Annotated in this window: 25 protein-coding genes and 1 pseudogene; 13 read left to right on the forward strand and 13 right to left on the reverse strand. The window is 28.8% G+C overall.

What is annotated here, in order from left to right:
* Window positions 1-117: 117 nt before the first annotated feature.
* The 8 genes from L8U04_RS02385 to L8U04_RS02420 all read left to right on the forward strand — a co-directional run bounded on the left by L8U04_RS02385 (window position 118) and on the right by L8U04_RS02420 (window position 10,090).
* Window positions 118-1,104 (forward strand): OmpA family protein, encoded by a 987-nt coding sequence (locus L8U04_RS02385; RefSeq protein WP_263709324.1) that lies wholly within the window; start codon window positions 118-120, stop codon window positions 1,102-1,104.
* A gap of 3 nt (window positions 1,105-1,107) precedes the next feature.
* Window positions 1,108-1,752, forward strand: coding sequence for an HAD family hydrolase (locus tag L8U04_RS02390; protein WP_263709325.1), 645 nt, complete (start codon window positions 1,108-1,110; stop codon window positions 1,750-1,752).
* Window positions 1,753-1,869: 117 nt separating this feature from the next.
* A complete protein-coding gene (gene nifJ / locus L8U04_RS02395; RefSeq protein ID WP_133319384.1) occupies window positions 1,870-5,424 on the forward strand; it encodes a pyruvate:ferredoxin (flavodoxin) oxidoreductase in 3,555 nt (1,184 codons plus the stop codon).
* Between the two features lie 2 nt (window positions 5,425-5,426).
* Window positions 5,427-5,750 (forward strand): hypothetical protein, encoded by a 324-nt coding sequence (locus L8U04_RS02400; protein WP_133319383.1) that lies wholly within the window; start codon window positions 5,427-5,429, stop codon window positions 5,748-5,750.
* The gene (gene mshL / locus L8U04_RS02405; RefSeq protein WP_263709326.1) at window positions 5,722-7,113 is read left to right on the forward strand and encodes a pilus (MSHA type) biogenesis protein MshL; all 1,392 of its coding nucleotides are present in this window, start codon (window positions 5,722-5,724) and stop codon (window positions 7,111-7,113) included. The genes L8U04_RS02400 and mshL overlap by 29 nt, the downstream gene beginning before the upstream one ends.
* Window positions 7,094-7,423, forward strand: a complete 330-nt coding sequence (locus L8U04_RS02410) for a CDC27 family protein (RefSeq protein WP_133319381.1) — start codon at window positions 7,094-7,096, stop codon at window positions 7,421-7,423. The genes mshL and L8U04_RS02410 overlap by 20 nt, the downstream gene beginning before the upstream one ends.
* Window positions 7,416-8,933 (forward strand): GspE/PulE family protein, encoded by a 1,518-nt coding sequence (locus L8U04_RS02415; RefSeq protein WP_133319380.1) that lies wholly within the window; start codon window positions 7,416-7,418, stop codon window positions 8,931-8,933. Before L8U04_RS02410 ends, L8U04_RS02415 begins: the two co-directional genes overlap by 8 nt.
* Entirely contained in the window at window positions 8,930-10,090 is a 1,161-nt protein-coding gene (locus tag L8U04_RS02420) for a type II secretion system F family protein (RefSeq protein WP_263709327.1), read from the forward strand. The genes L8U04_RS02415 and L8U04_RS02420 overlap by 4 nt, the downstream gene beginning before the upstream one ends.
* On the opposite strand, the gene L8U04_RS02425 is transcribed toward L8U04_RS02420, so the two are convergent.
* Genes L8U04_RS02425 through L8U04_RS02475 form a run of 11 tightly spaced genes read right to left on the reverse strand, consistent with a single transcriptional unit; the run spans window position 10,087 to window position 18,007 of the window.
* Complete coding sequence (locus tag L8U04_RS02425; protein ID WP_133319378.1) at window positions 10,087-10,839, reverse strand: TSUP family transporter; 753 nt, start codon at window positions 10,837-10,839, stop codon at window positions 10,087-10,089. The two genes, L8U04_RS02420 and L8U04_RS02425, sit on opposite strands and share 4 nt — an antisense overlap.
* Window positions 10,824-11,573 (reverse strand): TIGR02757 family protein, encoded by a 750-nt coding sequence (locus L8U04_RS02430; RefSeq protein ID WP_263709328.1) that lies wholly within the window; start codon window positions 11,571-11,573, stop codon window positions 10,824-10,826. Before L8U04_RS02430 ends, L8U04_RS02425 begins: the two co-directional genes overlap by 16 nt.
* Window positions 11,573-13,402, reverse strand: a complete 1,830-nt coding sequence (flgK, locus tag L8U04_RS02435; protein WP_263664621.1) for a flagellar hook-associated protein FlgK — start codon at window positions 13,400-13,402, stop codon at window positions 11,573-11,575. The genes L8U04_RS02430 and flgK overlap by 1 nt, the downstream gene beginning before the upstream one ends.
* A 10-nt stretch (window positions 13,403-13,412) precedes the next feature.
* Window positions 13,413-13,847, reverse strand: a complete 435-nt coding sequence (gene flgN / locus L8U04_RS02440; RefSeq protein WP_133319375.1) for a flagellar export chaperone FlgN — start codon at window positions 13,845-13,847, stop codon at window positions 13,413-13,415.
* 42 nt (window positions 13,848-13,889) lie between these two features.
* Window positions 13,890-14,096 carry a flagellar biosynthesis anti-sigma factor FlgM gene (locus L8U04_RS02445; protein WP_133319374.1) on the reverse strand — a complete coding sequence of 69 codons (207 nt, stop codon included), beginning with the start codon at window positions 14,094-14,096 and terminating at the stop codon, window positions 13,890-13,892.
* Window positions 14,097-14,156: 60 nt separating this feature from the next.
* The gene (locus L8U04_RS02450) at window positions 14,157-14,522 is read right to left on the reverse strand and encodes a rod-binding protein (protein ID WP_207921002.1); all 366 of its coding nucleotides are present in this window, start codon (window positions 14,520-14,522) and stop codon (window positions 14,157-14,159) included.
* The gene (locus L8U04_RS02455; protein ID WP_263660510.1) at window positions 14,522-15,568 is read right to left on the reverse strand and encodes a flagellar basal body P-ring protein FlgI; all 1,047 of its coding nucleotides are present in this window, start codon (window positions 15,566-15,568) and stop codon (window positions 14,522-14,524) included. Before L8U04_RS02455 ends, L8U04_RS02450 begins: the two co-directional genes overlap by 1 nt.
* A 58-nt stretch (window positions 15,569-15,626) precedes the next feature.
* The gene (locus L8U04_RS02460) at window positions 15,627-16,283 is read right to left on the reverse strand and encodes an RsmD family RNA methyltransferase (RefSeq protein WP_263666251.1); all 657 of its coding nucleotides are present in this window, start codon (window positions 16,281-16,283) and stop codon (window positions 15,627-15,629) included.
* Window positions 16,276-16,671, reverse strand: coding sequence for a hypothetical protein (locus tag L8U04_RS02465; protein WP_263659833.1), 396 nt, complete (start codon window positions 16,669-16,671; stop codon window positions 16,276-16,278). The genes L8U04_RS02460 and L8U04_RS02465 overlap by 8 nt, the downstream gene beginning before the upstream one ends.
* On the reverse strand, window positions 16,655-17,359 hold the full coding sequence (locus L8U04_RS02470) for a hypothetical protein (protein WP_220566453.1): 705 nt from the start codon (window positions 17,357-17,359) through the stop codon (window positions 16,655-16,657). The genes L8U04_RS02465 and L8U04_RS02470 overlap by 17 nt, the downstream gene beginning before the upstream one ends.
* A gap of 9 nt (window positions 17,360-17,368) precedes the next feature.
* Entirely contained in the window at window positions 17,369-18,007 is a 639-nt protein-coding gene (locus L8U04_RS02475; protein ID WP_133319369.1) for a DUF5644 domain-containing protein, read from the reverse strand.
* Window positions 18,008-18,104: 97 nt separating this feature from the next.
* Between L8U04_RS02475 and L8U04_RS02480 the strand changes: the two genes are divergently transcribed.
* From L8U04_RS02480 to fldA, 5 genes are all read left to right on the forward strand, one after another.
* Complete coding sequence (locus L8U04_RS02480) at window positions 18,105-18,926, forward strand: thiamine-phosphate kinase (protein WP_263709329.1); 822 nt, start codon at window positions 18,105-18,107, stop codon at window positions 18,924-18,926.
* Window positions 18,895-20,028, forward strand: a complete 1,134-nt coding sequence (gene truD / locus L8U04_RS02485) for a tRNA pseudouridine(13) synthase TruD (RefSeq protein WP_263709342.1) — start codon at window positions 18,895-18,897, stop codon at window positions 20,026-20,028. The genes L8U04_RS02480 and truD overlap by 32 nt, the downstream gene beginning before the upstream one ends.
* Window positions 20,029-20,114: 86 nt before the next feature.
* Window positions 20,115-20,432 carry a DUF2325 domain-containing protein gene (locus tag L8U04_RS02490; RefSeq protein WP_133319367.1) on the forward strand — a complete coding sequence of 106 codons (318 nt, stop codon included), beginning with the start codon at window positions 20,115-20,117 and terminating at the stop codon, window positions 20,430-20,432.
* A gap of 1 nt (window position 20,433) precedes the next feature.
* Complete coding sequence (locus tag L8U04_RS02495) at window positions 20,434-21,126, forward strand: hypothetical protein (protein WP_263709330.1); 693 nt, start codon at window positions 20,434-20,436, stop codon at window positions 21,124-21,126.
* On the forward strand, window positions 21,127-21,618 hold the full coding sequence (fldA, locus tag L8U04_RS02500; RefSeq protein ID WP_133319365.1) for a flavodoxin FldA: 492 nt from the start codon (window positions 21,127-21,129) through the stop codon (window positions 21,616-21,618).
* 24 nt (window positions 21,619-21,642) lie between these two features.
* Here fldA and L8U04_RS08340 read toward each other — a convergent pair whose 3' ends face one another.
* Both L8U04_RS08340 and L8U04_RS08345 read right to left on the reverse strand, forming a co-directional pair.
* The gene (locus L8U04_RS08340; protein ID WP_412175290.1) at window positions 21,643-22,758 is read right to left on the reverse strand and encodes a methyl-accepting chemotaxis protein; all 1,116 of its coding nucleotides are present in this window, start codon (window positions 22,756-22,758) and stop codon (window positions 21,643-21,645) included.
* A 213-nt stretch (window positions 22,759-22,971) separates the two neighbouring features.
* Window positions 22,972-23,640: pseudogene (locus L8U04_RS08345) on the reverse strand (cache domain-containing protein); the annotation flags it as partial.
* Window positions 23,641-23,661 lie beyond the last annotated feature (21 nt).

Consider the following 23,661-nt stretch of genomic DNA (forward strand, 5'->3'; position numbering starts at 1 on the left):
GGTCCGATCAGGGAAACCTCCTTTTTGTAGTAAATTTAAGCCCCTTACCCAAAGGGGCTTATTTTATTTTAATCTTCTTTTTTATATAATCGCTCAATTTATTTTATAAGGATTGTTATGAAAAAAATTATAAGCTTAGTTAGTTTAGCTAGTTTTTTATTTGCTTTTGATGCTAGCAAAATAGAAATAACCCCGACCTTTAACTATACAACACCAGAAGGAAATTTAGATCTTAAAAATTATGGTGGAGTTGGCTTAAGATTTGGCTATCACTATGATGATTTATGGATAGATCAAGCTGAACTTGGTTTAGAGTATTATGATAATGCAAAATATAATAATCCAAATGATAATACACATACAAATACTAGTGTTTCGAGATTTTATGTGAATGCTATTAAAGGAATTGATTTAGCTAATCATGTGTATTTATATGGATTATTAGGAACAGGTTATGAGTATTTAAGTCATGGGGCTTATGAAAATAAAAGTGGTATGTTTGCTCAATATGGTGCGGGTTTTAAATTCGCACTTGGAGAAGATTTAGCTTTAAGACTTGAAGCAAGAGATCAAATTAAATTCAACAATGGCGAACATAATTTAATTTCTAGTGTTGGTTTAAGTTTTTATTTTGGCAATAAAGCTCCAAAAACTCCTAATATTGAAACTAAGCAAATTGAAGAAAAGCCACAAGTAAAACAAATCGATAAAACATGTTCAGAACCAAGAAAAGGTGCTTTGCTTGATCATATAGGTTGTGAAAAAACAATAGCCCTTGAGGGACATTTTGGTTTTGATCAGACTAATATAAATCCAGAATTTGCTCAAAAAATTCAAGAAGTAGGTAAGATCTTAGAAGAAAATCCTCAATACTATACTATTTTAGAAGGCCATACAGATAGTACAGGTCCTAAGGCTTATAATCAAAAATTATCATTAGAGCGTGCTAATGCCGTAGCGAAGGAACTTGAAAAAACAGGTGTTACTAAAGAAAAAATTGTAACTAAAGGCTATGGTTTTGAAAAGCCAAAAGCAAGCAATGATACCAAAGAAGGTCGTGCGCAAAATAGACGCGTTGAAGCAAAATTTTTTATTAAAGAATAAGCTTTGCTAAAAAAGACAATTTTATTTGATTTAGATGGCACTTTGATAGATTCTACAAGTGCCATTTTAGATGGATTTGATGCTGCTTTTAAAGCTTTTAATGAGCCTTTAAGAGATTATGAAGCTATTAAGGCTTTGATAGGTTTTCCTTTGGATGTAGCTTTTGAAAAGCTTGGTGTGGCAAAAGAGAAAACAAGTGAATATATTAATGCTTATAGAAATGTATATCAAAAAATCTATATAGAACAAACTTCTTTACTTCCTTTGGCAAAAGAAAGTGTATATGAGGCTAGTTTATTTGCTGATTTAGCTGTTGTTACGACTAAAAGTTCTAAATTTTCTAAACCTTTACTTGATCATTTAGGTATAGGAGAGCATTTTAAAGTTATTATAGGTAGAGACGATGTAACTTATCCAAAGCCAGATGCTGAGCCTATTTTATTAGCTTTGAAGAAACTTTCTAAAAACAAAGAAAATGCTTTTATGGTAGGTGATACTCATTTAGATATAAAAGCTGCTCAAAATGCCAATATTATTCCTGTGGCTGTAAGTAGTGGTTATGAAAGTAAAGAAAGTTTAGCTAAATTTGAAATTCCGCTTTTTAAAAATACCTATGAAGCCATAAAATATATAAGAAATATCCGATAATTTCCCATTTAAACTCTATACCTATAAATAATAAAAAATTTTTATTATTGTTTAAGACAATTAAAGATAAAGTAGTTATTGACTTTAAGTAATTATTTAATTATAAGGATAGATTAAATGAGTAAAATAATGAAAACGATGGATGGTAATGAAGCAGCAGCTTACGCTGCTTATGCATTTACAGAGGTTGCTGGAATTTATCCTATCACTCCAAGCTCTCCTATGGCTGATTATACTGACATATGGGCTTCTCAAGGCAAAAAAAATCTTTTTGGAGTGCCAGTTAAAGTTGTAGAAATGCAAAGTGAAGCAGGTGCAGCAGGGACAGTTCATGGATCTTTACAAGCGGGTTCTTTAACCACGACTTATACCGCTTCTCAAGGACTTTTGTTAAAAATACCAAATATGTATAAAATTGCAGGTCAACTTTTACCTGGAGTAATTCATGTGGCAGCTAGAGCTTTAGCATCTCAAGCGCTATCTATTTTTGGAGATCATCAAGATATTTATGCTGCAAGACAAACAGGTTTTGCTATGCTTTGTTCGCATTCTGTGCAAGAAAGTATGGATTTAGCAGGTGTTGCACACCTAGCAGCTATTAAAGGTAGAGTGCCTTTTATGCATTTTTTTGATGGTTTTAGAACCTCTCATGAAATCCAAAAAATTGAAGTAATGGATTATGCACATTTTGATCGCTTATTGGATCGTAAGGCTTTATTGGAATTTAGAAATTCCTGTCTAAATCCAGAAAATCCAAAAACAAGAGGTACGGCTCAAAATGATGATATTTATTTTCAAACAAGAGAGTTGGCAAATAAATATTATGAAGCTGTTCCTGATATTGTTAATGAATATATGCAAGAAATTTCAAAAATTACAGGAAGAGAATACAGACCTTTTGTGTATTATGGGGATAAAAATGCAACGCGTGTTGTTGTAGCAATGGGTTCAGTGACTGAAGCTTTAAAAGAAGTTGTAGATTATTTGAGTAGCAAAGGTGAAAAAGTAGGGGTTTTAAAAGTTCATTTATATAGACCATTTAGTTTAAAATATTTATTTGATGTAATGCCTCAAAGTGTTGAAAAAATTGCTGTTTTAGATAGAACTAAAGAGCCAGGAAGTTTAGGCGAGCCACTTTATTTGGATTTAAAAAGTGCATATTATGGAAAAGAAAAAGCACCTTTAATCGTTGGTGGTAGATATGGACTTTCTTCAAAAGATGTGGATCCTGCTCAGTTAATAGCAGTTTTTGAAAATCTAAATCAAGCAAATCCAAAAGATGGTTTCACCATAGGAATTAATGATGATGTAACCTTTACCTCATTGCCTGTGGGAGAGAAAATTTCTTTGGGTGATGAAAGTACTATAGAGTGTTTATTTTATGGACTTGGTGCCGATGGCACTGTAGGTGCAAATAAAAACTCTATTAAAATTATAGGAGATAAAACAGATTTTTACGCGCAAGCTTATTTTGCTTATGATTCTAAAAAATCAGGTGGTTACACAAGAAGCCATTTAAGATTTTCTAAAAAACCTATTACTTCAACTTATTTAGTTTCTACGCCACATTTCGTAGCATGCTCAGTGGCTGCGTATTTAGAAATTTATGATGTTTTAGCAGGTATTAGAAAAGGAGGAACTTTCCTTTTAAATAGTATTTGGAGTGCGCAAGAAACTATTGAAAAAATTCCAAATGCGGTAAAAAGAGTTTTAGCGCAAAAGGAAATTAATTTTTATATCATTAATGCTACAAAACTTGCTAGAGAGATAGGACTAGGTAGTAGAACAAACACGATTATGCAATCAGCATTTTTCAAACTTGCTAATATCATTCCTTTTGAAGATGCGCAAAAATATATGAAAGAATTAGCTTATAAATCATATAGTAAAAAAGGTGATGCTATAGTTGAAATGAATTATAAAGCTATTGATGTAGGTGCAGATGGACTTGTAAAAGTTGATATTGATCCTTCTTGGGTAAATTTAGCTAATGAAGCAAAAGAAGAAACTATAGCTTATAAAGGTACTGAGTTTGTTGAAAAAATCGCAAAACCTATGAATGCAGCTAAGGGTGATGATTTACCAGTTTCGGCATTTTTGGGCTATGAAGATGGTAGTTTTGAGCATGGTACTACTGAGTATGAAAAAAGAGGCGTTGGTGTTATGGTGCCAAGATGGATAGAAACTAATTGTATTCAGTGTAATCAATGTGCTTCAGTATGCCCTCATGCAGTTATCAGACCTTTCTTGATTGATGAAGAAGAATTAAACAATGCTCCAGCAGGTGTAAAAGAGCACAGCTTAAATGCAAAAGGCGTGAAAGAACAAAAATTAAATTTCAAAATTCAAGTTTCGCCGCTTGATTGTACAGGTTGTGAGCTTTGTGTGCATGAGTGTCCTACCAAAGAAAAATCTTTAGTGATGGTACCACTAGGTGAAGAGCTTGATCATGGTGAGCAAGAAAATGCAGATTATTTATTCAAAAAAGTAAGTTATAAAGATAATATTTTAAATAGAGAAAATACCAAAGGCATCCAATTTGCTCAACCTTTATTTGAATTTCATGGAGCATGTCCAGGGTGTGGAGAAACTCCTTATATTACTTTAATTACTAGATTATTTGGTGAAAGAATGATTGTTGCTAATGCAACGGGTTGTAGTTCTATTTATGGTGGCTCAGCTCCTTCAACTCCATATAGAAAAAGCAATAAAAATGGTCATGGACCTGCTTGGGGCAATTCTTTATTTGAAGATAATGCTGAATTTGGTCTTGGTATGAAAATAGCAACTGAAACTACAAGACATAAAATAGAACACATAATGAATGAAAGTATGCAAGAAGTACCTAACGCACTTTCTGCATTATATAAAGAGTGGATTGCAAATAAAGAAGATTCTAAAGTTTCTTTGGAATTAAGAGATAAATTAGTTCCATTGTTAGAAGAAAATAAGCAAATCAAAGCAGTTAATGATATTTTAGAACTTAAAAGCTATTTAAGTAAAAAATCACATTGGATTTTTGGTGGTGATGGCTGGGCTTATGATATAGGTTATGGTGGACTTGATCATGTTTTGGCAAGCGGTGAGAATGTAAATATTTTAGTGCTTGATACTGAAGTGTATTCTAACACAGGCGGTCAGAGCTCAAAATCTTCAAGAACGGGTTCAGTAGCACAGTTTGCTGCAGCAGGTAAGCCAGTACAGAAAAAAGATCTTGGTCAAATTGCTATGACTTATGGTTATATTTTTGTGGCTCAAGTAAATTCTAATGCAAATTATGCACAATTGTTAAAAGCTGTAATGGCGGCAGAAGCTTATGATGGACCTTCTTTGATTATTGCTTATTCTCCTTGTATAGCTCATGGTATTAAAGGTGGACTTGGAAATTCAGGAAATCAAGCAGAGTTAGCTACAAAATGTGGATATTGGCCAACTTATATTTATGATCCGCGTTTAGAAGCTGAAGGTAAAAATCCTTTAACAATTTCTTCAAAAGAACCTGATTGGGATTTATATGAAAGCTTTTTAATGAATGAAGTTCGTTATAATTCTTTGAAAAAATCAAATCCTGAGCAAGCAAAAGAATTATTTGAAAAAAATAAAGCAGAGGCACAACGTCGTTACAGACAGCTTAAGCGTTTAGCAAGTGCTGATTTTAGCAATGAAAATTAATTTTGTTTCGAATTTTTTTTCTTGTTTTATGGGTAATTAATGCTTTTGGTGTTAATTATCCATTTTTAAATCAAAATTGTTATGTTGATAATTTAATTTCAATTCAAGATCCTTTTTTTAAAAAGACTACAAATATAAAATCTAATTTTTCTTTGCAAGCTATTGTTTCAAATAAGATTAAGATTAATGATAAGTGGTATGCTTTAAACGATTATATTGATGGTTTTAAAATAGTTGAAATTAGAAATTCTCAAGTTGTATTAAAAAAGGAAGAAAAAATAATGGTTGTAAATTTGTATGAAAAAAATAGTATTTTTATGTATTAATTTTTTGTTTTTTACAAATGTATTTGCCATGCAGTGTAATCAGCATTTTTTTAATATAAGAGTAGAAAACAAAACTTCTTTGCTTGAAATTTTAAATGAACTCGGAAGAGAGTGTGATTTTAGTATTATTATCAAAGATATTTTTGCTCAAGAAAAATTAATGCATGCTCAAAATTATTTACATATAAAGAAAATGTCTTTAAGAGAGATTTTTAAGCTTTTATTGGTGGAAAACAATCTTGCTTATGAATACGATAAAAATGCTTTAAAAATTTATGGAAAACAAGTTAAAACTTTTAAAGTGCATTATATAAGTTCTATTAGAGAAGGACAAAGTATTACTAAAGCTTCAGTGGATTCTAGACCAAAACAAGGAGATTATGATAATTATAAAGAAGTAGATAATTTAGTTATTAGTACTGATAAATTTGATTTTTGGGAGAAAATTTCAGAAGAAATTCAATCTTTGTTGGATGAAAATACAACTAAACCTATTGTCAATACTAATGCAGGAATTATTACTTTAAATGCAACTCCATATGAACTTGCAAGAGTTGGAAAATATTTAGATGACTTAAATAAAAGACTTAAAAAACAAGTTTTAATTGATGTAAGTATTGTTGCTGTGCATTTAAACAAAAATCATTCAAGTGGAATTAATTGGCAAGAACTTGCTTTTAAACTTAATGGTGATGATAATGATTTTATAATTAATAAAGATGGTGTTAGAAATATTAACTTAAAAGCAAATATTGAAACCAAAGCTATTTTAAATTCATTACAAGAAAATGGTAAAACAACTATACTTTCTAACCCAAAACTTATGGCTTTAAACAATCAGCAAGCTATTATTTCTATAGGCGATACAATAAATTATCAAGTAAAAGAAAGTTCTAAAGGAACAGAAAATGGTACAATAGTTAGTGAAATATATAATAATTACTCTATTTTTGTAGGAATTTTACTTAATATATTGCCTGAGATTTCAGATGATCATAAAATTATGCTTAGGATTAATCCAAGCTTGAGTGATTTTAAATATAGTTTTGATAATCATAGACAAAGCAAACCAAGGAATATAGCGCCAGATACTATACAAAAAAAGCTTTCTACTGTAGTTGAGGTTGATGATGGACAAACTTTAATTTTAGGCGGATTGATTAGTAAAAATACCATTAATAATCATAATGAAATAAGCATTTTATCTAAAATTCCACTTTTTGGAGCTTTATTTCAAGGAAAACAAAATTATGAAGATATTAGCGAAATAGTTTTTATTATCAAACCAAGTTTAGTAAAAACTAATAATAAAATTTTAAGTTTAAAAGACCTAGGTTTTCAGCATGAAGATGATATGTTTTAAAATCTTAATATGTTTTTCTTTTTTAAATGCTATAGAAATTCAAAACAATAGTTTCGATCAAAACATATTTTATGAAAAATTCATTAATCAACCAAACTATGAAAATGCTTTAAATTTAGCAAAATATTTTTATCAAAATAAAGAATACAAACAAGCAGTTTTTTGGGCTATAGAAGCTAATGATTTTGATTTATTGCAAAAAGAAGCTTGGCTTGTTTTTATTAATGCTAAAATAAAACTCGGAAGATATGAAGATGCTTTAATAGCTAAAAAAGAATACGAAAAGCTTTTGGAGATTTATTTTGAGTGATACACATCAAAAATTAAAAAACTTAAGTGAGTATTCTTTAAAAGAAATTGCTTCTCAATACAAAATGGAATTTTTAAATTTAAATCAAACTTTTGATTTTGAAAAATATCTTCACATTTTGCCTTTTTCTTTAATAGAACAACATAATATTTTTTGTTTTTATGAAGATGATGAAAATATCCATATAGCTTCCTTTAAACCATTGGAAGAGAATGTTTTGGAAAAAATACAAAATTTATATCGTTTTAAAACTATCAAGATTTTTCTTTGTGTTTTTACGCAATTTGAATTTTTGCTAGAAAGGGTTAAATTTTTAATTAAATTTCAAAATCATCTTAATAGATTAGAGCTTAGTTTGAAAAGTGATGAAAATAAAGATGAATTTTTATTAGAGCAGTTTTTGAATTTAATTTTAACTTATGCTTGTTTTTTAAGAGCAAGTGATATCCATTTAGAGCCTTTAGAAAATGAAGTATATATAAGATTTAGAATAGATGGGGAGTTAAAATATATACATAGTTTTGATGCAAAATCATACCAAGCCTTATTGATGCATGTAAAAATTATTGCTTTGCTTAATGTAGCTGAACAAAGACAAGCTCAAGATGGGAGTTTTTCTAAAATCATTTTAGAACAAAAATATGATTTTAGAGTTTCAATTATGCCTTTATTATTTGGACAAAGCATAGTGCTTAGAATTTTAAAACAAGATGGATATGTTTTAAAACTTAATAAACTTTTTATCAAAGAAGAAAATTTAATTCAGCTGAAAATACACACGAATGCACCTTATGGTCTGATTTTGTTTTGTGGGCCAACAGGGAGTGGTAAAAGTACTTTTATGCATGCTATTTTAAATGAAATTGAACAAAGTAAAAAAATCATCACCTTAGAAGATCCTATAGAATATAAACTTAAATATGCTCAACAAATTCTTTTAAATTCTAAAGCCGGATTTGATTTTCATAAAGCTTTAAGAGCAGTTTTAAGACACGATCCTGATGTGATTATGATAGGTGAAATTAGAGATGAGGATAGTTTGGATATAGTTTTAAAAGCTTCTTTAAGCGGACATTTAGTTTTAAGCACCCTACACACTAATGGCGCTATAGAAGCTATTTTTAGAATGAAACATATGGGTGCAAGAGAATACTTAATAGCTCATTCTCTTAATTTAATTATAGCTCAACGATTAGTAAGAAAACTATGTGAATGTAAAGAACCTAACAAGGAAAAATTTTACTTTCAAAATCAAGTTTTTGAAGGAAAATTTTACAAAGCAAAAGGTTGTGTTGAGTGTATGTATAGTGGATATAAAGGGCGTTTGATGGTAGCTGAATTTTTATTTTTAGATCATAATTTAAAAAATATGATAGAAAATAATGCAAATTATGAAAATATTTTAACATACGCTTTAAAAAAAGGTTTTTTGACTTTAGGTATGGATGCTTTAGAAAAGGCAAAACTTGGCTTAACAAGTATAGATGAGTTAAGAAAGATTAGTTTTTGAAAAAATTTGTTATTTTTTATGTATTAAATAAAGAGCAAAAACAATATATAATAAGGGCTAGAAATTTATATGAAGCTAGAAATTTTGCGTTAAAGTCATTTGTAAATATTATTAGTGTTGAAGAATATTTCAAACCGATAAAACATAAAATCAAAGAAGAAGAGCTTATTTTCATTCTTAAGGATTTAAATATGATCTTAAAGGCAGGATTAAGCTTACAGGAAGCAATTTTAGAATTTTTAAAATCAAGCTATGAAAAACAAAATATTAAAATTTTTAATACAATTTATAATAAACTCAATAATGGAAGTTCTTATAATGAAGCCTTTAAAGATATTTTAAATTCTAGAGAATGTGCTATTTTAAAAATTTGTGATGGCAGAGAAGATTTACATAGGGCTCTTGATATTATTATTAGTTTAAAAGAAAAAAATCTTCATAGTTTTAAGCAGTTAAAAAAGGCTATAGCTTACCCACTTTTCGTTTTTATGTGTATTATTTTTGCTTTTTTTATTCTTATAACTTTAGTTTTGCCTGAATTTAAAACTTTATTTTTACAACTTGAATTGGATTTGCCAAAAATCACTCAAATTCTTTTTATTATAGCTGATTTTTTTAGTCATTTTTATATGATTATTTTATTAAATATAGGAATTTTTATAATACTTGCTTATTCTTTTAGAAAGTCTTTGTTTTTTCATAAAATTCTTTTTTATTTTCCCATTTTTGGAAAAATAATATTTTATCAAGATAAATTTTGTTTTTTCTTAATTTTTTCATATTTATTAAAAGCAGGAGTGGATATAAAAAGAGCTTTTAAACTTGCTTGTGAAGGTATAGAAAATCAATTCTTTAAAAACAAAATGTTTATTATAAAGACTTCATTTGAATCAGGACTTGATTTAGCTCAAGCTTTTTCTAACACAAAGCTTTTTGAGCCTTTTGTGATAAGAATGTTAAATTTAGCTTTAAAAAGTTCTAAATTAGATGAAAGTACTTATGAGCTTGCTTTGTTTTATGAGTATAAAAAAGAAAATTATACTCAAAAGCTTTTGAGTGTTTTGGAGCCTTTGATGACAATTTTTATGGCGAGTTTGATTTTAGTTTTAGCCTTGGGTGTATTTTTACCTATGTGGCAAATTAGTCAAGAAATTTAAGCAAGATAATCATAAGCAACCTTAGCTATAGTTAAAGCAACCATAATCAAAAAGAGTTTTTTGATAAAAGTTCCTTGCGTTTTTAAGACTAGTTTTGATCCTATAAAAGCACCTAAAATTTGGCCTATACCCATTAAAATACCAACTTTCCAAAGCACCTCATAAGAGTATAAAAATACCCCTAAAGCTACTATATTACTAGTAAAATTTAAGATTTTAGTATTAATGCTTGCATTTTTCATGCTAAAACCAAGAAATATCACGCAAGCAAAAATCCAAAAAGATCCAGTACCAGGTCCTAAAAAACCATCATAAAAACCAAGTAGCAAGCCAAAGATAATTTGAAAGCTTGTAGTGCTCATTTTAGCTTTATTATGTACATGGCCTAAATCAGGCTTGAAAATAGTGTAAAAAAAGATTAAAACAAGGCAAATTAATACAATGATTTTAACAGCATTTTGATCTATTAGTAAGACTGCATAAGTTCCAATGGCAGCACCAATAGCAGTAAATAAAATTCCCAAGGCTATCTTTTCTATATGCATAGATTTTCTATAAGCTAAAACCGCAGTGAGTGATCCAAAGGTGCTTTGAAGTTTATTAGTAGCTAGGGCTAAATGAGGAGGAATACCACAAGCAAATAAAGCAGGTATGGTAATAAGCCCACCACCACCTACAATCGCATCAACACAACCTGCAAAAGCAGCAACAAAGAATAAAATCACATAATAAGTTAATTCAAGCTCCATAAGCTTTCCTTGTTTTGTCCGATTCTATATAGAGCAAAATCATATTTTATAGGATCAGTAGGATCGAATTTTTTAAGACTTTGCGTAAGTTCTAAAACACTTTTAAAATCATAAATCTTACGCTTTAAAAGCTTAAGTTTTAATGAAACTTTATGAGTATGAGTGTCTAAGGGTATGAGTAAATCTTTTTTGTCTATATTTTTAAACAAACCTAAATCTAATTCATCTTTTCTTACCATCCACCTAAGATACATATTGTATCTTTTTAAAGGACCTTTTGGAATGTTAAATTCTTTTGAAAAGAAAAATTCATAACCATAACTTTTATAAGGATTAAGCTTGTAAATTGTTTCTATGAAAGCTTTTATTGCTTGTGTTATGTTTTGCTCTTTTTGATAAGTTTTGGTAAAAATATTTTCTATACTATCTTCATTTTTTAAGCGCTTGAGTGTGATAAAAATTTGAGCTATATCTTGAGAGTTTTGAAAGCGGTATTTTAGATTTTTACATTCTTTTTTAATAATCTCATCGCTTTTCTCAAGCAAGGAAAAATCAAGTTTATTTAAAAAATTTATAATATTTTTAGCATTCCCATAGGCAAATAAAGCACAAAGCAAGGCTATATTTTCATCTTTATAAACACTTGCAATTTGCAAAGGATCAGGATGAGAAAAAAGCTCTTTTTGAGTGTTTTTGCTTAAAATTGCTTCATCTAAAAGAGCTTTAATTTGCATTAAGATTTTAAACCAAGCAAGGTTTCAAGCATTTGATCAACGGTAGTTACGATTTTAGCTGCAGCGCCATAACTTGCTTGATATTGTATGAGTGCTGCTAATTCTTCATTGGTATTTACACCACTTTTTGATTGGTATTCTGCATAAGCTGTATTAAATACCGTCATATTAGTCGCATGCGCAAAGCCATTGCTTTCAGCATCTGAAGCAATTTGGCCTGTAAATTTTCTATAATATCCATCTAAAGTCATAGTATCTACTGTACCATCTTTATTATAAAAATTTACTTTTTGATTTTGAAGTTGCAACATAGCATTAGCTACATCGTTATTTCCATCAACTCCGTTTGAACTTGCTTTTAAGCTATTTGGATCATTTCTAATGCTTGAATTTACATTAATGCTACTTGCATCTTGACCATTGAAAAATGAAGATACATTTAAAGCGCCTGGGAAATTTGTGCCATTGTCCTTAAAAGCTATTTTATAACCTTTTTTTAAGCCATTGATTTGGAAATTTCCACTATCACTTTTTCCATCATAATGATAAAAGGCTTGAAAATAATCATTTAAATCATTACCGCTAACACCATCTTTATTATCATCAACATCTGCATTGATTTGTTTAATAACATCTTCTATAGTGGTATTAACATCTATTTTTATAGTTCTAGTAGCAACCGGCTCACCTTTTTCATCATAAACTGTGATGTCAAAGCTTCCTGCTTGGATGTTTTTATCATAACTCATTAAAGAAGTATCAGATTTTAAACCTTTTAAATCATCTGAATTTACTTTATCGGTTGCTGCTTGAGCATAGACATTATTAGTTTGAGTTATGAGTGTTTTTGTAAAGGTATTGAGCATATCTTTATACTCTTGTAATTTTCCATCGCTGTAAGTATCATGATTGCCATCATAATTTCTACCTCTAAGATCAAGTTGAGCACCAAGCTGTCCGCCTGAAATTTTGCTTGTTAAATCATAGCGGTTTTCATCATTTACTTCATAATAAATTTGATAAAAACCATTAGGGTTGTTATTATCTAATTTTAAAGGGTGAAAGCTAGAGCCATTTACTATACTAAAACCTTGAATACTTAAATCATAATATCTTCCAGAATCAGTCATGGTAGATTCTAAAGTACTATCTTGAGAGCTTGTTCCTTTCCAAGCAACAGCATTAACTAACTTTGAAAGTCTAAGTTCAAGTTCATCTCTTTTGTCTCTTAGTTGATTTGCATTATCGGTAGGTAAAACTTCTTCATTTTCAAGTTGTTTATTAATATTTGCAATTTCTTGACCAATGTTATTAATCTCATCTACGGTTTGTTGAATTTGCTCATTAACGGTTTGTTGCATTTTGCTAAGATCTTGTAATGTTTTTTGTATGTTTTGAGCTAATGTGTTTGCACTATTAACAAGATCTATTTTACTTGCTCCATCGCTTGGGTTGGAAGCAAAGTTATTCCACGCATCATAGTAATTTTTATAATCTTGTAAAATACCAGTTCCTTGCATATCAGGAAATCTTTGACTTGCTTCTTGTAAAATTTGTCCTAAATAATTTGTATAGTTTTGTTGAGTAGTGGCGTTTTTTAGCTCATAATAAGAATGCTCATCATGCAATCTTTTAATAGTATCAATTTGCGTACCTGTTCCTAGGTGTAAGCCACCTCTATCAAGAGACATACCTGAACTTTGCACCGCTCTTTGTCTAGTATAAAATACTGCATTTGCATTAGAGATATTGTTACCTGTGGTATTGATTTGAAGTTCAGCAGCTCTTATACCACTAACCCCTGTATATAAACTATCAAAAATTCCCATGACTTAGCCTTTAAACATTGATCTTAAATAATGAATCTGGAATTGTCTTATTATCCCCATAAGCATTATTTGTTCCATTTTGTTCAAACATTGTATTTAAAAGATTGTCGTAAAAATTTTTAATAATAAGAGCTAATTTAGCATATTCTTTATTTTTTTGATGTAAGGTGTTTAAATTTTGCTTTAAAAGAGCAAGTTTTTCTTTATCTTCATCATCTAAAAGTTCGTCTAAACCCTTATTGTTTCCTTGATTGCTAAGTTCTACTAAAGCCTTATCAAGATTTTTTTTAGCAATTTGAAAATCATTTACAAGTTTAGTTTTTTCTTCTACGCTTTTGCTAACATGTTGGTGATTAGCGGCTTGAATTTGAGCTATATCTTCTAAAGTAAGATTGATGAGTTTTTCTAAAATAGAATTTGTTTTGTCTAAGTGTTGTTTAACCATTTTTTATCCTTTCTTAGGCACTAACCCAAAAAAGGATAAAAATTATAATAAAGAATCTACTATTGCTTTTGAAGTGGCTTGCAAGTCTATTTTATACTCGCCATTCTTTATTTGTGAAGCAATAAAAGATGCCTTATTTTCTTCTACCTTTTGAGTTTCTTTTGCCTTGTTATTTTCTTTGTTTTCTGTTTTATTTATATCGCTAGTAGCAACTTGAGCCACATAGCTTTGATGTATAGGGTTTATCATTTTAAGCCTCCAGTTCTATTGAAAAACTCTAAGAACCATATCGACACTTAAAAAAATAACTTAACGCCTTTCTTTTAAATAATCAAATAATAATTTTGAAAAACCTAAACCACCACTTAATGCTTTACTCATAGTATCATTATACATAGATGAATAAATTTCATCACTTGCATCTTTTCCAAATAAAGAATTTTCTTGTTTTAAAGAAATATCCAAAACACTTTTGATTAAGAAAGCTTCAAAAGCATCGGTTTGTTCTTTTAAAGCTTTATCTTCATCATTTAATGCTTGTATATGAGTTAAATCATTTTTAAAAGCACTATCTGCATAGTTTTTAGCAGCCTTATAGCTATTATTATGCTTGGTAATGTTTTCATAAAGCTCACTGCTGTAATTTTTGCTCGCTAAATAATTATCAACTCTCATCATATCACCTCTAATTCAGCACTGATTGCACCAGCTCTTTTTAGATTTTGCATAATAGCTATGATATCATTTGGTGCTGCTCCAAGTTTATTTAACATTCTAGCTATGTTTGCCACTGTTGTTTTATTGTTTGTGATTTTTAAAGTATTAGATACAGGGTCTAAAATACCACCATCTTTCATATCAATTTCATTTTGTCCTAAAGCTACGGTATTGTTTGGATCAATTTTTATAGTAATATCTTTATGAGTAATTAATATAGGTTCAACTTCTATATTTACTCCCGCTACGATAGTTCCTGTTCTTTCATCAATAATCACTTTGCTTTCTGGGGTATAAGCTATATCTTGTTCTAATACTCTTGCCATAAATTCAACATGAGAAAATTCTTCAGGTTTTGTTAATTTTATAGTTCTAGAATCTAAAGCTTTTGCTATATCTGTGTCAAAAATAGTATTTAAAACTCTTTCTATATTATTAGCTGTTTTAAAATCTGCTTCTTTTAAGCTTAAAATCAAATCTTCACTTTGGCTAAAGTTTTGTGGAATTTCTCTTTCTACTACAGCGCCATTAATAACATTTGCTGAGGTTGAGTGTGTTCCTGCTGCACCCGGTCTTGGGCTAAGTCCACCTATAGCTAATGAACCTTGAGCTACTGCATAAATCTCTCCATCAACTCCTTTTAGAGCTGTCATAAGTAAGGTTCCACCTTGTAAAGATTTTGCATCACCTAAAGAAGCCACACTTACATCAAGCTTATCCCCACTTCTTGCAAAAGCAGGAAGCTTTGCTGTTACCATTACTGCTGCTGTATTTTTTGATTTTATATCGCCTGGGCTAACTTTTACATTCATACCCTGAAGCATATTTGAAATAGATTGTAGAGTAAATTCACTACTTGTACCATCTCCACTTCCGTTTAAGCCAACAACCAAACCATATCCTATAAGTTGGTTATCTCTAACACCTACTACATTAGTAAGTTCTTTAATAGTAGCTGCAAAAACGCTTAGATTTAATACCAAGCAAAATAGTAATATTCTCATCGATTCTTCCTTTAATCTATGCTATTTTCATAAAATTAAAGCAAAAAAAGTTCCAAATTTATATAAAGGAGTAAAAACTTAGAGTAGTTGAGCCAAATTTTTTTTCTTTAGTTTTTTCGTAATCTTGTATTTTAGTTGGAGTTTTAAAAGTGCTGTGGTGTTCTATGATAATGATTTTTACATTTGAATTTTGTATATTTTCTATCAATTTTAAAGTTTTTTCATAAATATCAAAAAAACCTTCTCTAATATCAAATGGAGGATCAAGATATAAAATAATATCTTCTTTGGAATTTTGAATAATTTGAGGAGTTTTTTTAAAAGTATCATCATTAAAACAAAGAGTATTTTGATCAACACCAGAAGCGTTTTTTAAAGCTATTTCATAAGCCTTTTTATCTTTTTCTATGGCATAACTTTTTAAACAACCATTGCTTCTTGCTTCTAATGCCATTAAAGCACTTCCTCCAAAGGCCTCTATAAAAACCTTATCTTGCAAAGAAAAACGCAAAACATTAAAAACACATGATTTTACTATGCTTTTAGTGCTTCTTGTGGTATCTAGGCTAGGAAGTAAAATTTTTTTACCCTTATAAATTCCACTTTCTATGGTGGTGTAAATTTTTTGAGCTTGTTTTTTTGAGCTTGTTTTTTTATTCTCTTTGTAATTTTTTAAAAAATCTCTTACGCTTTGATATTCTTGTGTTTTATGCATTATTATTTTCTTCTTTGATAAGATTTTTTAACTCTGTTTTATAAAGATCAAATATTGCATCGATTTTTTCATGACTTTCTTGGCGTAGTTGTTCTAAAATGGCTTCACATTTTTGATTCATAATTTTTTTCTCACGCATTGCTATTTTATAGGCAATATTTTGCAAGCTTGCATTGAAATCATTTAAAGCACATAGCAACTCTTCTATGTTAAAAGGGTGAGTTAAGAAATTTGATTTTTTGTTGATGATAAATTGTGGCTTTTGTGTGTTGATTTTTTCATCACAGACTAAAAAATCACAATCTTTTTTTAAAACTAAAAAATCTTTTAAAGCAATTTCTAAAGTTTTTTCTAAAATTAAATCCTTGCATTCAAGAGCGATTTTCATTGACTAAACTCACTTTTAATTTGTGTTTTTTTAAAGTGTATGGTACTATACCTAGAGCTAAATTTGCAAGCTCTGCGAAACTTAAAATATAAAAATCTTCAAAATTTCTATTTGAAATTGCTTGTAATTCTTTAGAACACTTATCAAACATATAAAAAGAATAAAAATCTTCTACAACTAAAAAATCACAACCACTATCATAAGCATCTAAAATGATTGCTGCTGCGCTTTTATAAGCTAATTGCGCATTTAAACTTAAGAACCCATAGCCACAACTCTTATATTTTCTTTCAAAATCAATTATATTTGCTTTAAGAATCTTAGCAAGTTCTAAAGAGCAATTAGCATGGGAAAATCCTTGATATACACCTATGTTAAATTTATCAAAAAAATATTTAATGTGTTCTGTTTTTAAGTATTTTAAAAAAAACTCTGGAGCGTATTTAATCTTATCGATTTTACTCATAATTTCATAAGAGCTATATTCGCAGGCTAAGATATTATTCTCATCCATCATTCTAGAATATTCATCTAAAATATCTTTAGGATCATAGTCAATAATAAAATAATTTTTACCCAAAGGTTTTTCACATAATGTGCTTTCAACACCGACTGTATCTAAGACATTTTTGATAATATCAAAATAACAAAATAAATCATTATTGCTATTGGTGTAAATTTTATACATTTTAATTCCTTAAAAAATACTTCTTGCAAGACCTGATTTTACAAGCATAACTTTTAATTCTTTGATGTAAGATTCATAGTCAAGCTCATTAGATGAAATAAAATTTTTGAATTTAGTATGATAATAAATTCCTTTTTCTTCATCTGCTATCAATTTTAAAAATTGTGGAGTTTTTTCTGGATATTTAAGTAGCATTTTATAGGCAAATATAAAGAAACTATCTCCTAGATATTCAGGTAGAAATTCTCTTACTTCGCTTGTATAATATAAAAAGTCATATTGCTTGTAAAGCTCTATATCATGTATGTCAATAAGTCCTTTAAAAAGCTCAAGTTTTTCTAAAAAATCACTCTTATCCATGATCAAGTCTTTAATAGCTCTTTTAGTATCGAGTGGTTCTATGATGAGTTCTTTTCCAAATCTTTCAATAATATTACTTAAATCTCTTCTTTGTCTAATGGTAACTTGATTAACTTTAATACAACTTTCTGGATTTTCTTCAAAATCAAAATATATATCATCTTTTTTAATCTGACTTAAAATATCATAAACACTTTTAAAATTTTTACTATCATAAACATATGGTTTATAATAAGCTAAATAATCACTATCTTTATCAAAACGAAAAATTCTTAAAGTTATTTGCATTTTTTATCCTTGGTATTATTTTTGATTATATACATTTTAAACTTATAAAAATTTGATTATTATATAAAATTAAAAGCTTTTTGTATAAAATATTCACATGGATAAAGAAAAATTTATTATCAATGCCTTTGCTAATCCTATCAATGGAGATGATGGGGCAATCATCGATGGATATTGTTATTCTAAAGATTTATTTTGTGAGGATGTGCATTTTAAACGATCTTGGATGAGTTTAGAGCAAATTGGCGCAAAAGCTATGCTCGTTAATATTTCTGATGCAATTGCTATGAATGCTACACCAAAATACGCTCTTTTGGGGCTTTCTTTACCAAAATGTTTAGAAATGAAACAAGTTAAAGCTTTGCAAAAAGGCTTGCTAGATAGCGCAAAAGAATTTGGGGTGCAAATTATAGGTGGAGATACTATAGCAGATAGGAAAATTAATATTAGTATAACTATTATTTCTAAAGTGAATAAAAGGGCTATTTTTAGAAAAGGTTTAAAAAAGGGAGATTTGCTTGCTTTTAGTGGGAAATTAGGTGAGAGTTTAAAAGGTTTAAATATACTATTTCGCGGTGGAAAATTGCATTCTAAACATCGTTTTATAAAACCGAATTTAAGGCAGAAATTTTTTTATGATATAGCAAAAAAAGTCAGAGTGAGTATGGATATTTCAGATGGTTTAAATAAGGATCTATCGAGAATACTCTTTATAAATCAACTTGGTATAAAATTTCTTAAAAAATTAGATAAATTTAGCTTAAATAGTGCAGAAGAGTATGAAATTTTATTTGCTTTTGATAAAAAACATAAAGTATTTATACAAAATATGGCTAAAAAACATAGAATTAAACTAAATATTTTTGCAAAAACAACAACAGGAAGGTATAAATTTTATGGAAGAGAACATCATTTTTAAGCCCTTATATACTTTAAAACACAGCCCGATAAATGTGTATTTTTCAAAAAATAGTAATGATTTTGTAGTAAGAGAAAAGCCTTTGTATGAATTTAGTAGTAAAGGTGAACATCTTATTTTACATATACAAAAAAAAGATCTAAGCACCAGTGAAGCTTTGAGAATTTTAAGTGAGCAAAGCGGTGTTAAAATGAGAGATTTTGGTTATAGTGGTTTAAAAGATAAACAAGGCTTAACTTTTCAATATATTTCTATGCCTAAAAAATTTGAAGAGGGCTTAAAAAATTTTAAACATGATAAGATGAAAATTTTAGAAAGTTTTTATCATGATAATAAACTTAGAATAGGGCATTTAAAAGGAAATTCATTTTTTATAAGATTAAAAAAAGTTTCAAAAGTAGATGCTTTAAAAATAGAACAAGCTTTCAAAAATATCCAAGAACAAGGTTTTGCTAATTATTTTGGATATCAGCGTTTTGGTAAATTTCAAGATAATTTTTTACAAGGACTAGAAATTTTAAAAGGTAAAAAAATCAAAAATAAAAAAATACAAGAATTTTTAATTTCTGCCTTTCAAAGCGAACTTTTTAACAGATATTTGAGTAAAAGGGTGGAATTATCACATTTTATCAATGATTTTAGTGAAAAAGAAATAAAACAAATTTATGATTTAGATAAAGATGAAATTAAAAGTTTAAAAAATCAAAAGCAGTTTTTTAAGATTTTAAAAGGTGAAGTTTTAGGGCATTATCCTTTTGGTAAATGCTTTGTATGTGAAGATTTGCCAAGTGAAGTAGAAAGATTTAATCAAAAAGATATTAGTTCTATGGGACTTTTAATAGGCTCTAAAGCTTATGAAACAAATGAAGGTCTAGCTAAAAAATTAGAAGATGAGATTTTTTCTTTTGCATATGAGTTTAAAGATAAAATGCAAGGTTCAAGACGCTTTATGTGGTCTTATTTGCAAGATTGTAAAAGTTATTATGATGAAGAAAAAGCTCATTTTACTTTAGAATTTTTCTTGCAAAAAGGTTCATATGCTACAGTGGTTTTAGAAGAGATTTTACACGCAGATATTTTTGATCAAACCTATAATACATAATTTTAAAAATTGATATTGAGTATCAGTTAAAATTTATCTTTTATAAATTATAATAACAATTATCATTTTTATAAAAGGAAAGCTCAATGTCAGTTTTGGTTATAGGTGCAGATGAAATTACTCCAATTAAGGCAGTTTTGACAAATTTAGGCGCAAAAAGTATAGAGCATTGGGATGCTAGAAATGAAAATAGGGTAAATAGAAAACCCATTCCACAAAATACTGAATGCATAGTCATGCTTACTAGTTTTTTAAATCACAACACCATGAAAAAAATTAAAACAGAGGCAAAAAAACGCAATATACCTTTGGTTTGTGCTAAACGCAGTGTGAGTTGTGTATATTGCGAATATTGCAAGGTTTTTGGTCTTGAACAAACTTATGAATGTACAAAAAAGGCATAATATGTTTGGTTTTAATAACAAAGAGGATTTGGTACCTAAAATATTTAGAGATTTAGAACAAGAAAATATTAATTTTATTTTTTTAAATTTGTATAATTCTTTGGTGGAAAATGATCTAAAAATACCTTATATTTATGCAAAAAAAGCTACTAGTTTAAGAAATATTTTTGAGTTAAAAATCCAAAATATGATCACAGAAAGGGTTTTGAAATTTAGTAAAATAAAACAATTTTGTCCATATTCTCATAAAATCATCAAAGCATATAAAGAAGGAAATTTAAATAAATTACAGCTTGAAGCAAAGATGCCAAAATATGCTTTAGTTAGATTAATACAAAATGTTTTTATGTCATCAAATTTTATCTTAGATCCACAGGTGGCTTTTGAGTCTTTTGTATATGATAAAATTTGTAAAAGCAATGTAAAGGCTAGGGTAGATATTCAAGAAAATATCATTATTATCAATGATAAAATGGCTATTATGCCTTCTTTTTTTGAAGATAATAAAAAGGATATAAATTTAGCTTTGCAAATTATCAAAAAAAATGTTTTTGAAATATTTTATATTGTGTATCCAAGAAATAAAAATTTTACTCAACATAAAGAAATAAGACATAATTTATGTGAAAATAACAAAACTTTGCTAAAATTAGTTCCCTATACTATTAATAATCAAATTTTAAGGAGATGTTAAATGTCAGTAGCAGTAATTTATGGTAGCTCTATGGGAAATACCGAAGGTGCGGCAAATATGATCGCTCAAAAATTAGGAATTTCAGATGTGTTAAATATTGCAGATATTAATGCAGAAAAAATCAATTCTTATGATAAATTAATCTGCGGAACTTCTACTTGGGGAAGTGGAGATTTTCAAGATGATTGGGATAGTTTTGATTTTTCAGCTTTAAATCTTAGTGGAAAAACCGTTGCAGTTTTTGGTATGGGAGATAGTGAAAGCTACTCAGATACATATTGTAGTGCTATGGGAAAACTTGCTCAGGCTTTAAAAGCAGCAGGTGCAAATTTAGTAGGTTCAGTTTCTACAGGTGGTTATACTTTTGAATCAAGTGATGCGGTAGAAGGAGATAAATTTGTAGGGCTTGCATTAGATAATGATAACCATGAGGATTTAACCGAAAGTAGAATTGATGCTTGGTTAGAACAAATTAAACCTTCTTTTTCTTAAATCTAGATGCCAAAAAGGCATCTTTTAAAATTTCCTTTTTTTTGTTTCACTTAATATATCTTGTGCTAAAGAATCTACTTCATTTGCAATAGCATTTGTATGTATTGCTGTTTGAGAATTTTGTTGTGTAAGTTTTTCTATAGTAGCCACTGACTCATTAATTTGGCTAATATCATTAGCTTCTTCCTTTATAGCTTCACCCATATCATTTATAGACTGGGCTAAGATATTAGTATTAGCTTCAATCTCACCTAAAGACTTTTGAGTTCTTTCTGCTAAGTTTCTAACTTCATCAGCAACAACAGCAAAGCCACGACCATGTTCTCCTGCACGAGCTGCTTCAATAGCTGCATTTAATGCAAGTAGATTAATTTGATCAGCAATATCTGAAATCATAGTGGTAACACTTTTAATATCATTACTTTGTTTAACTACATCTTGTGCTTTGATAGAAATTTCACTCATAGTTGAATTCATTTGCTCTAAAGCTCTTGCACTTTCTTGTAATGATGAGGTTTGATGTGTGGCATCATTTGTAAGTTCATACATACTTTGTTTGAGTGCTTCGGCTTTTTGATTTAATAATTCACCTTGGTTTAGTGATTTTGAAAGCATGTTTTTAATTTCATTCCCAAGGGCATTGATTGCTTTTTCAACATCGCCTTTTGGGGTATTAATAGCTGCAGTAAAATCTAATTGTTTATAACTATCAAATACCGCTTGAATTTCGTTTAAATTATTACCAATTTTTTGTTGTAAAGTATCAAGCATTTTATTTAAAACATCTATGAGTTCTTGAATTTGCGGATTGTTAGCATGAGAGCTAATGTGTAAATTAAGCTCACCTGTTTCTATTTTTCTAGCAACATTTACAGATTCTTCAATAGCTTTTGCATCTTTACTTAAAGCCTCTTTGATAATATTAATATTTTCATTAATCTCATCAGCCATTTTCCCAAATTCATCTTGAGTTTTTAGTTTAATAGGGTGTGAATGAATGTCTTTATGATTTAAATAGTTAAAGAAATTATGCAAGCCTGAAGATATAATAGCAATTGGCTTAAGATTATAAGAAATGATTATTCTAATAAAAATCAAAGTAATAAAAATAGCAATTAAGGAAATAATAATTTGTTCCATCAATGTTTGTTTAGCTGTATCGCTGTAAAAATCATAATCAGCTATAGAGCAAATAGTATATTTTGGATTGATACTACCATTACAAATTAAAGCTTTGATCCCTTCTTCTTTAGTTTGAATTTTGAAAATATCCCTAGAAAGACCTTTGTTTGCACCTTCAGTTGTTTTAAAATAATTTGAAATAATATCTTTACTAATATTAGTTGAGGTTAAGATTTTGGAAGAATCGGTATGAAAAAGATAAGTTCCATCATCAGCTAAAACAGCAGCATGTGAATAAGGTGTTTTACCTATAGCCAAAACTTCTTCTGAGAATTTTTTCAAATCATAATCAGCAGCAACTACACCTATAACTTCTCCATTGTCTATAATAGGACTAGCATAAGAAATGGTTGGTTTTTGCATACTAGATGATATGTAAGGATCTGTGACAATTAACTCTCTTTTTTCCTTGGCTTCTTTATACCATCCTCTAGATCTAGGATCATAACCACTTTCTGGAGTTTGATTATTGCCATTTGATCTAAATATAGTTCCATCTTCAAAACCCACATAGGTTAAATCAAAACCCAAAGAATTTCCTATAGAATTTAATAAACTAGTATATTGTGTTGAATTTAGATTATTTTTATTTTCTTTGATGTATTTTGTTAAAGAATTGATCACATTGCGTCTATCGCTTGCGTATAAATCAAATCTTTTACTCACATCAAAAGCAACCTTTTGTTGAAACTGAACTAACAGTGTATGGCTATTGGATTTAGATTTAACATAATTAAAAAAACCTAAAACACATAGCAAAACTACAACAAAAATACAAACTAAGAAAGCTATTTTGTTGGAAAAATTACCTAGTAGGTATTTCTTAATAGAAGAGAGCATTTTTTCTCCTTGATAAAGTCA

Source organism: Campylobacter sp. IFREMER_LSEM_CL908 (assembly GCF_025771545.1).
GTDB classification, from domain to species: Bacteria; Campylobacterota; Campylobacteria; order Campylobacterales; family Campylobacteraceae; genus Campylobacter_D; species Campylobacter_D lari_D.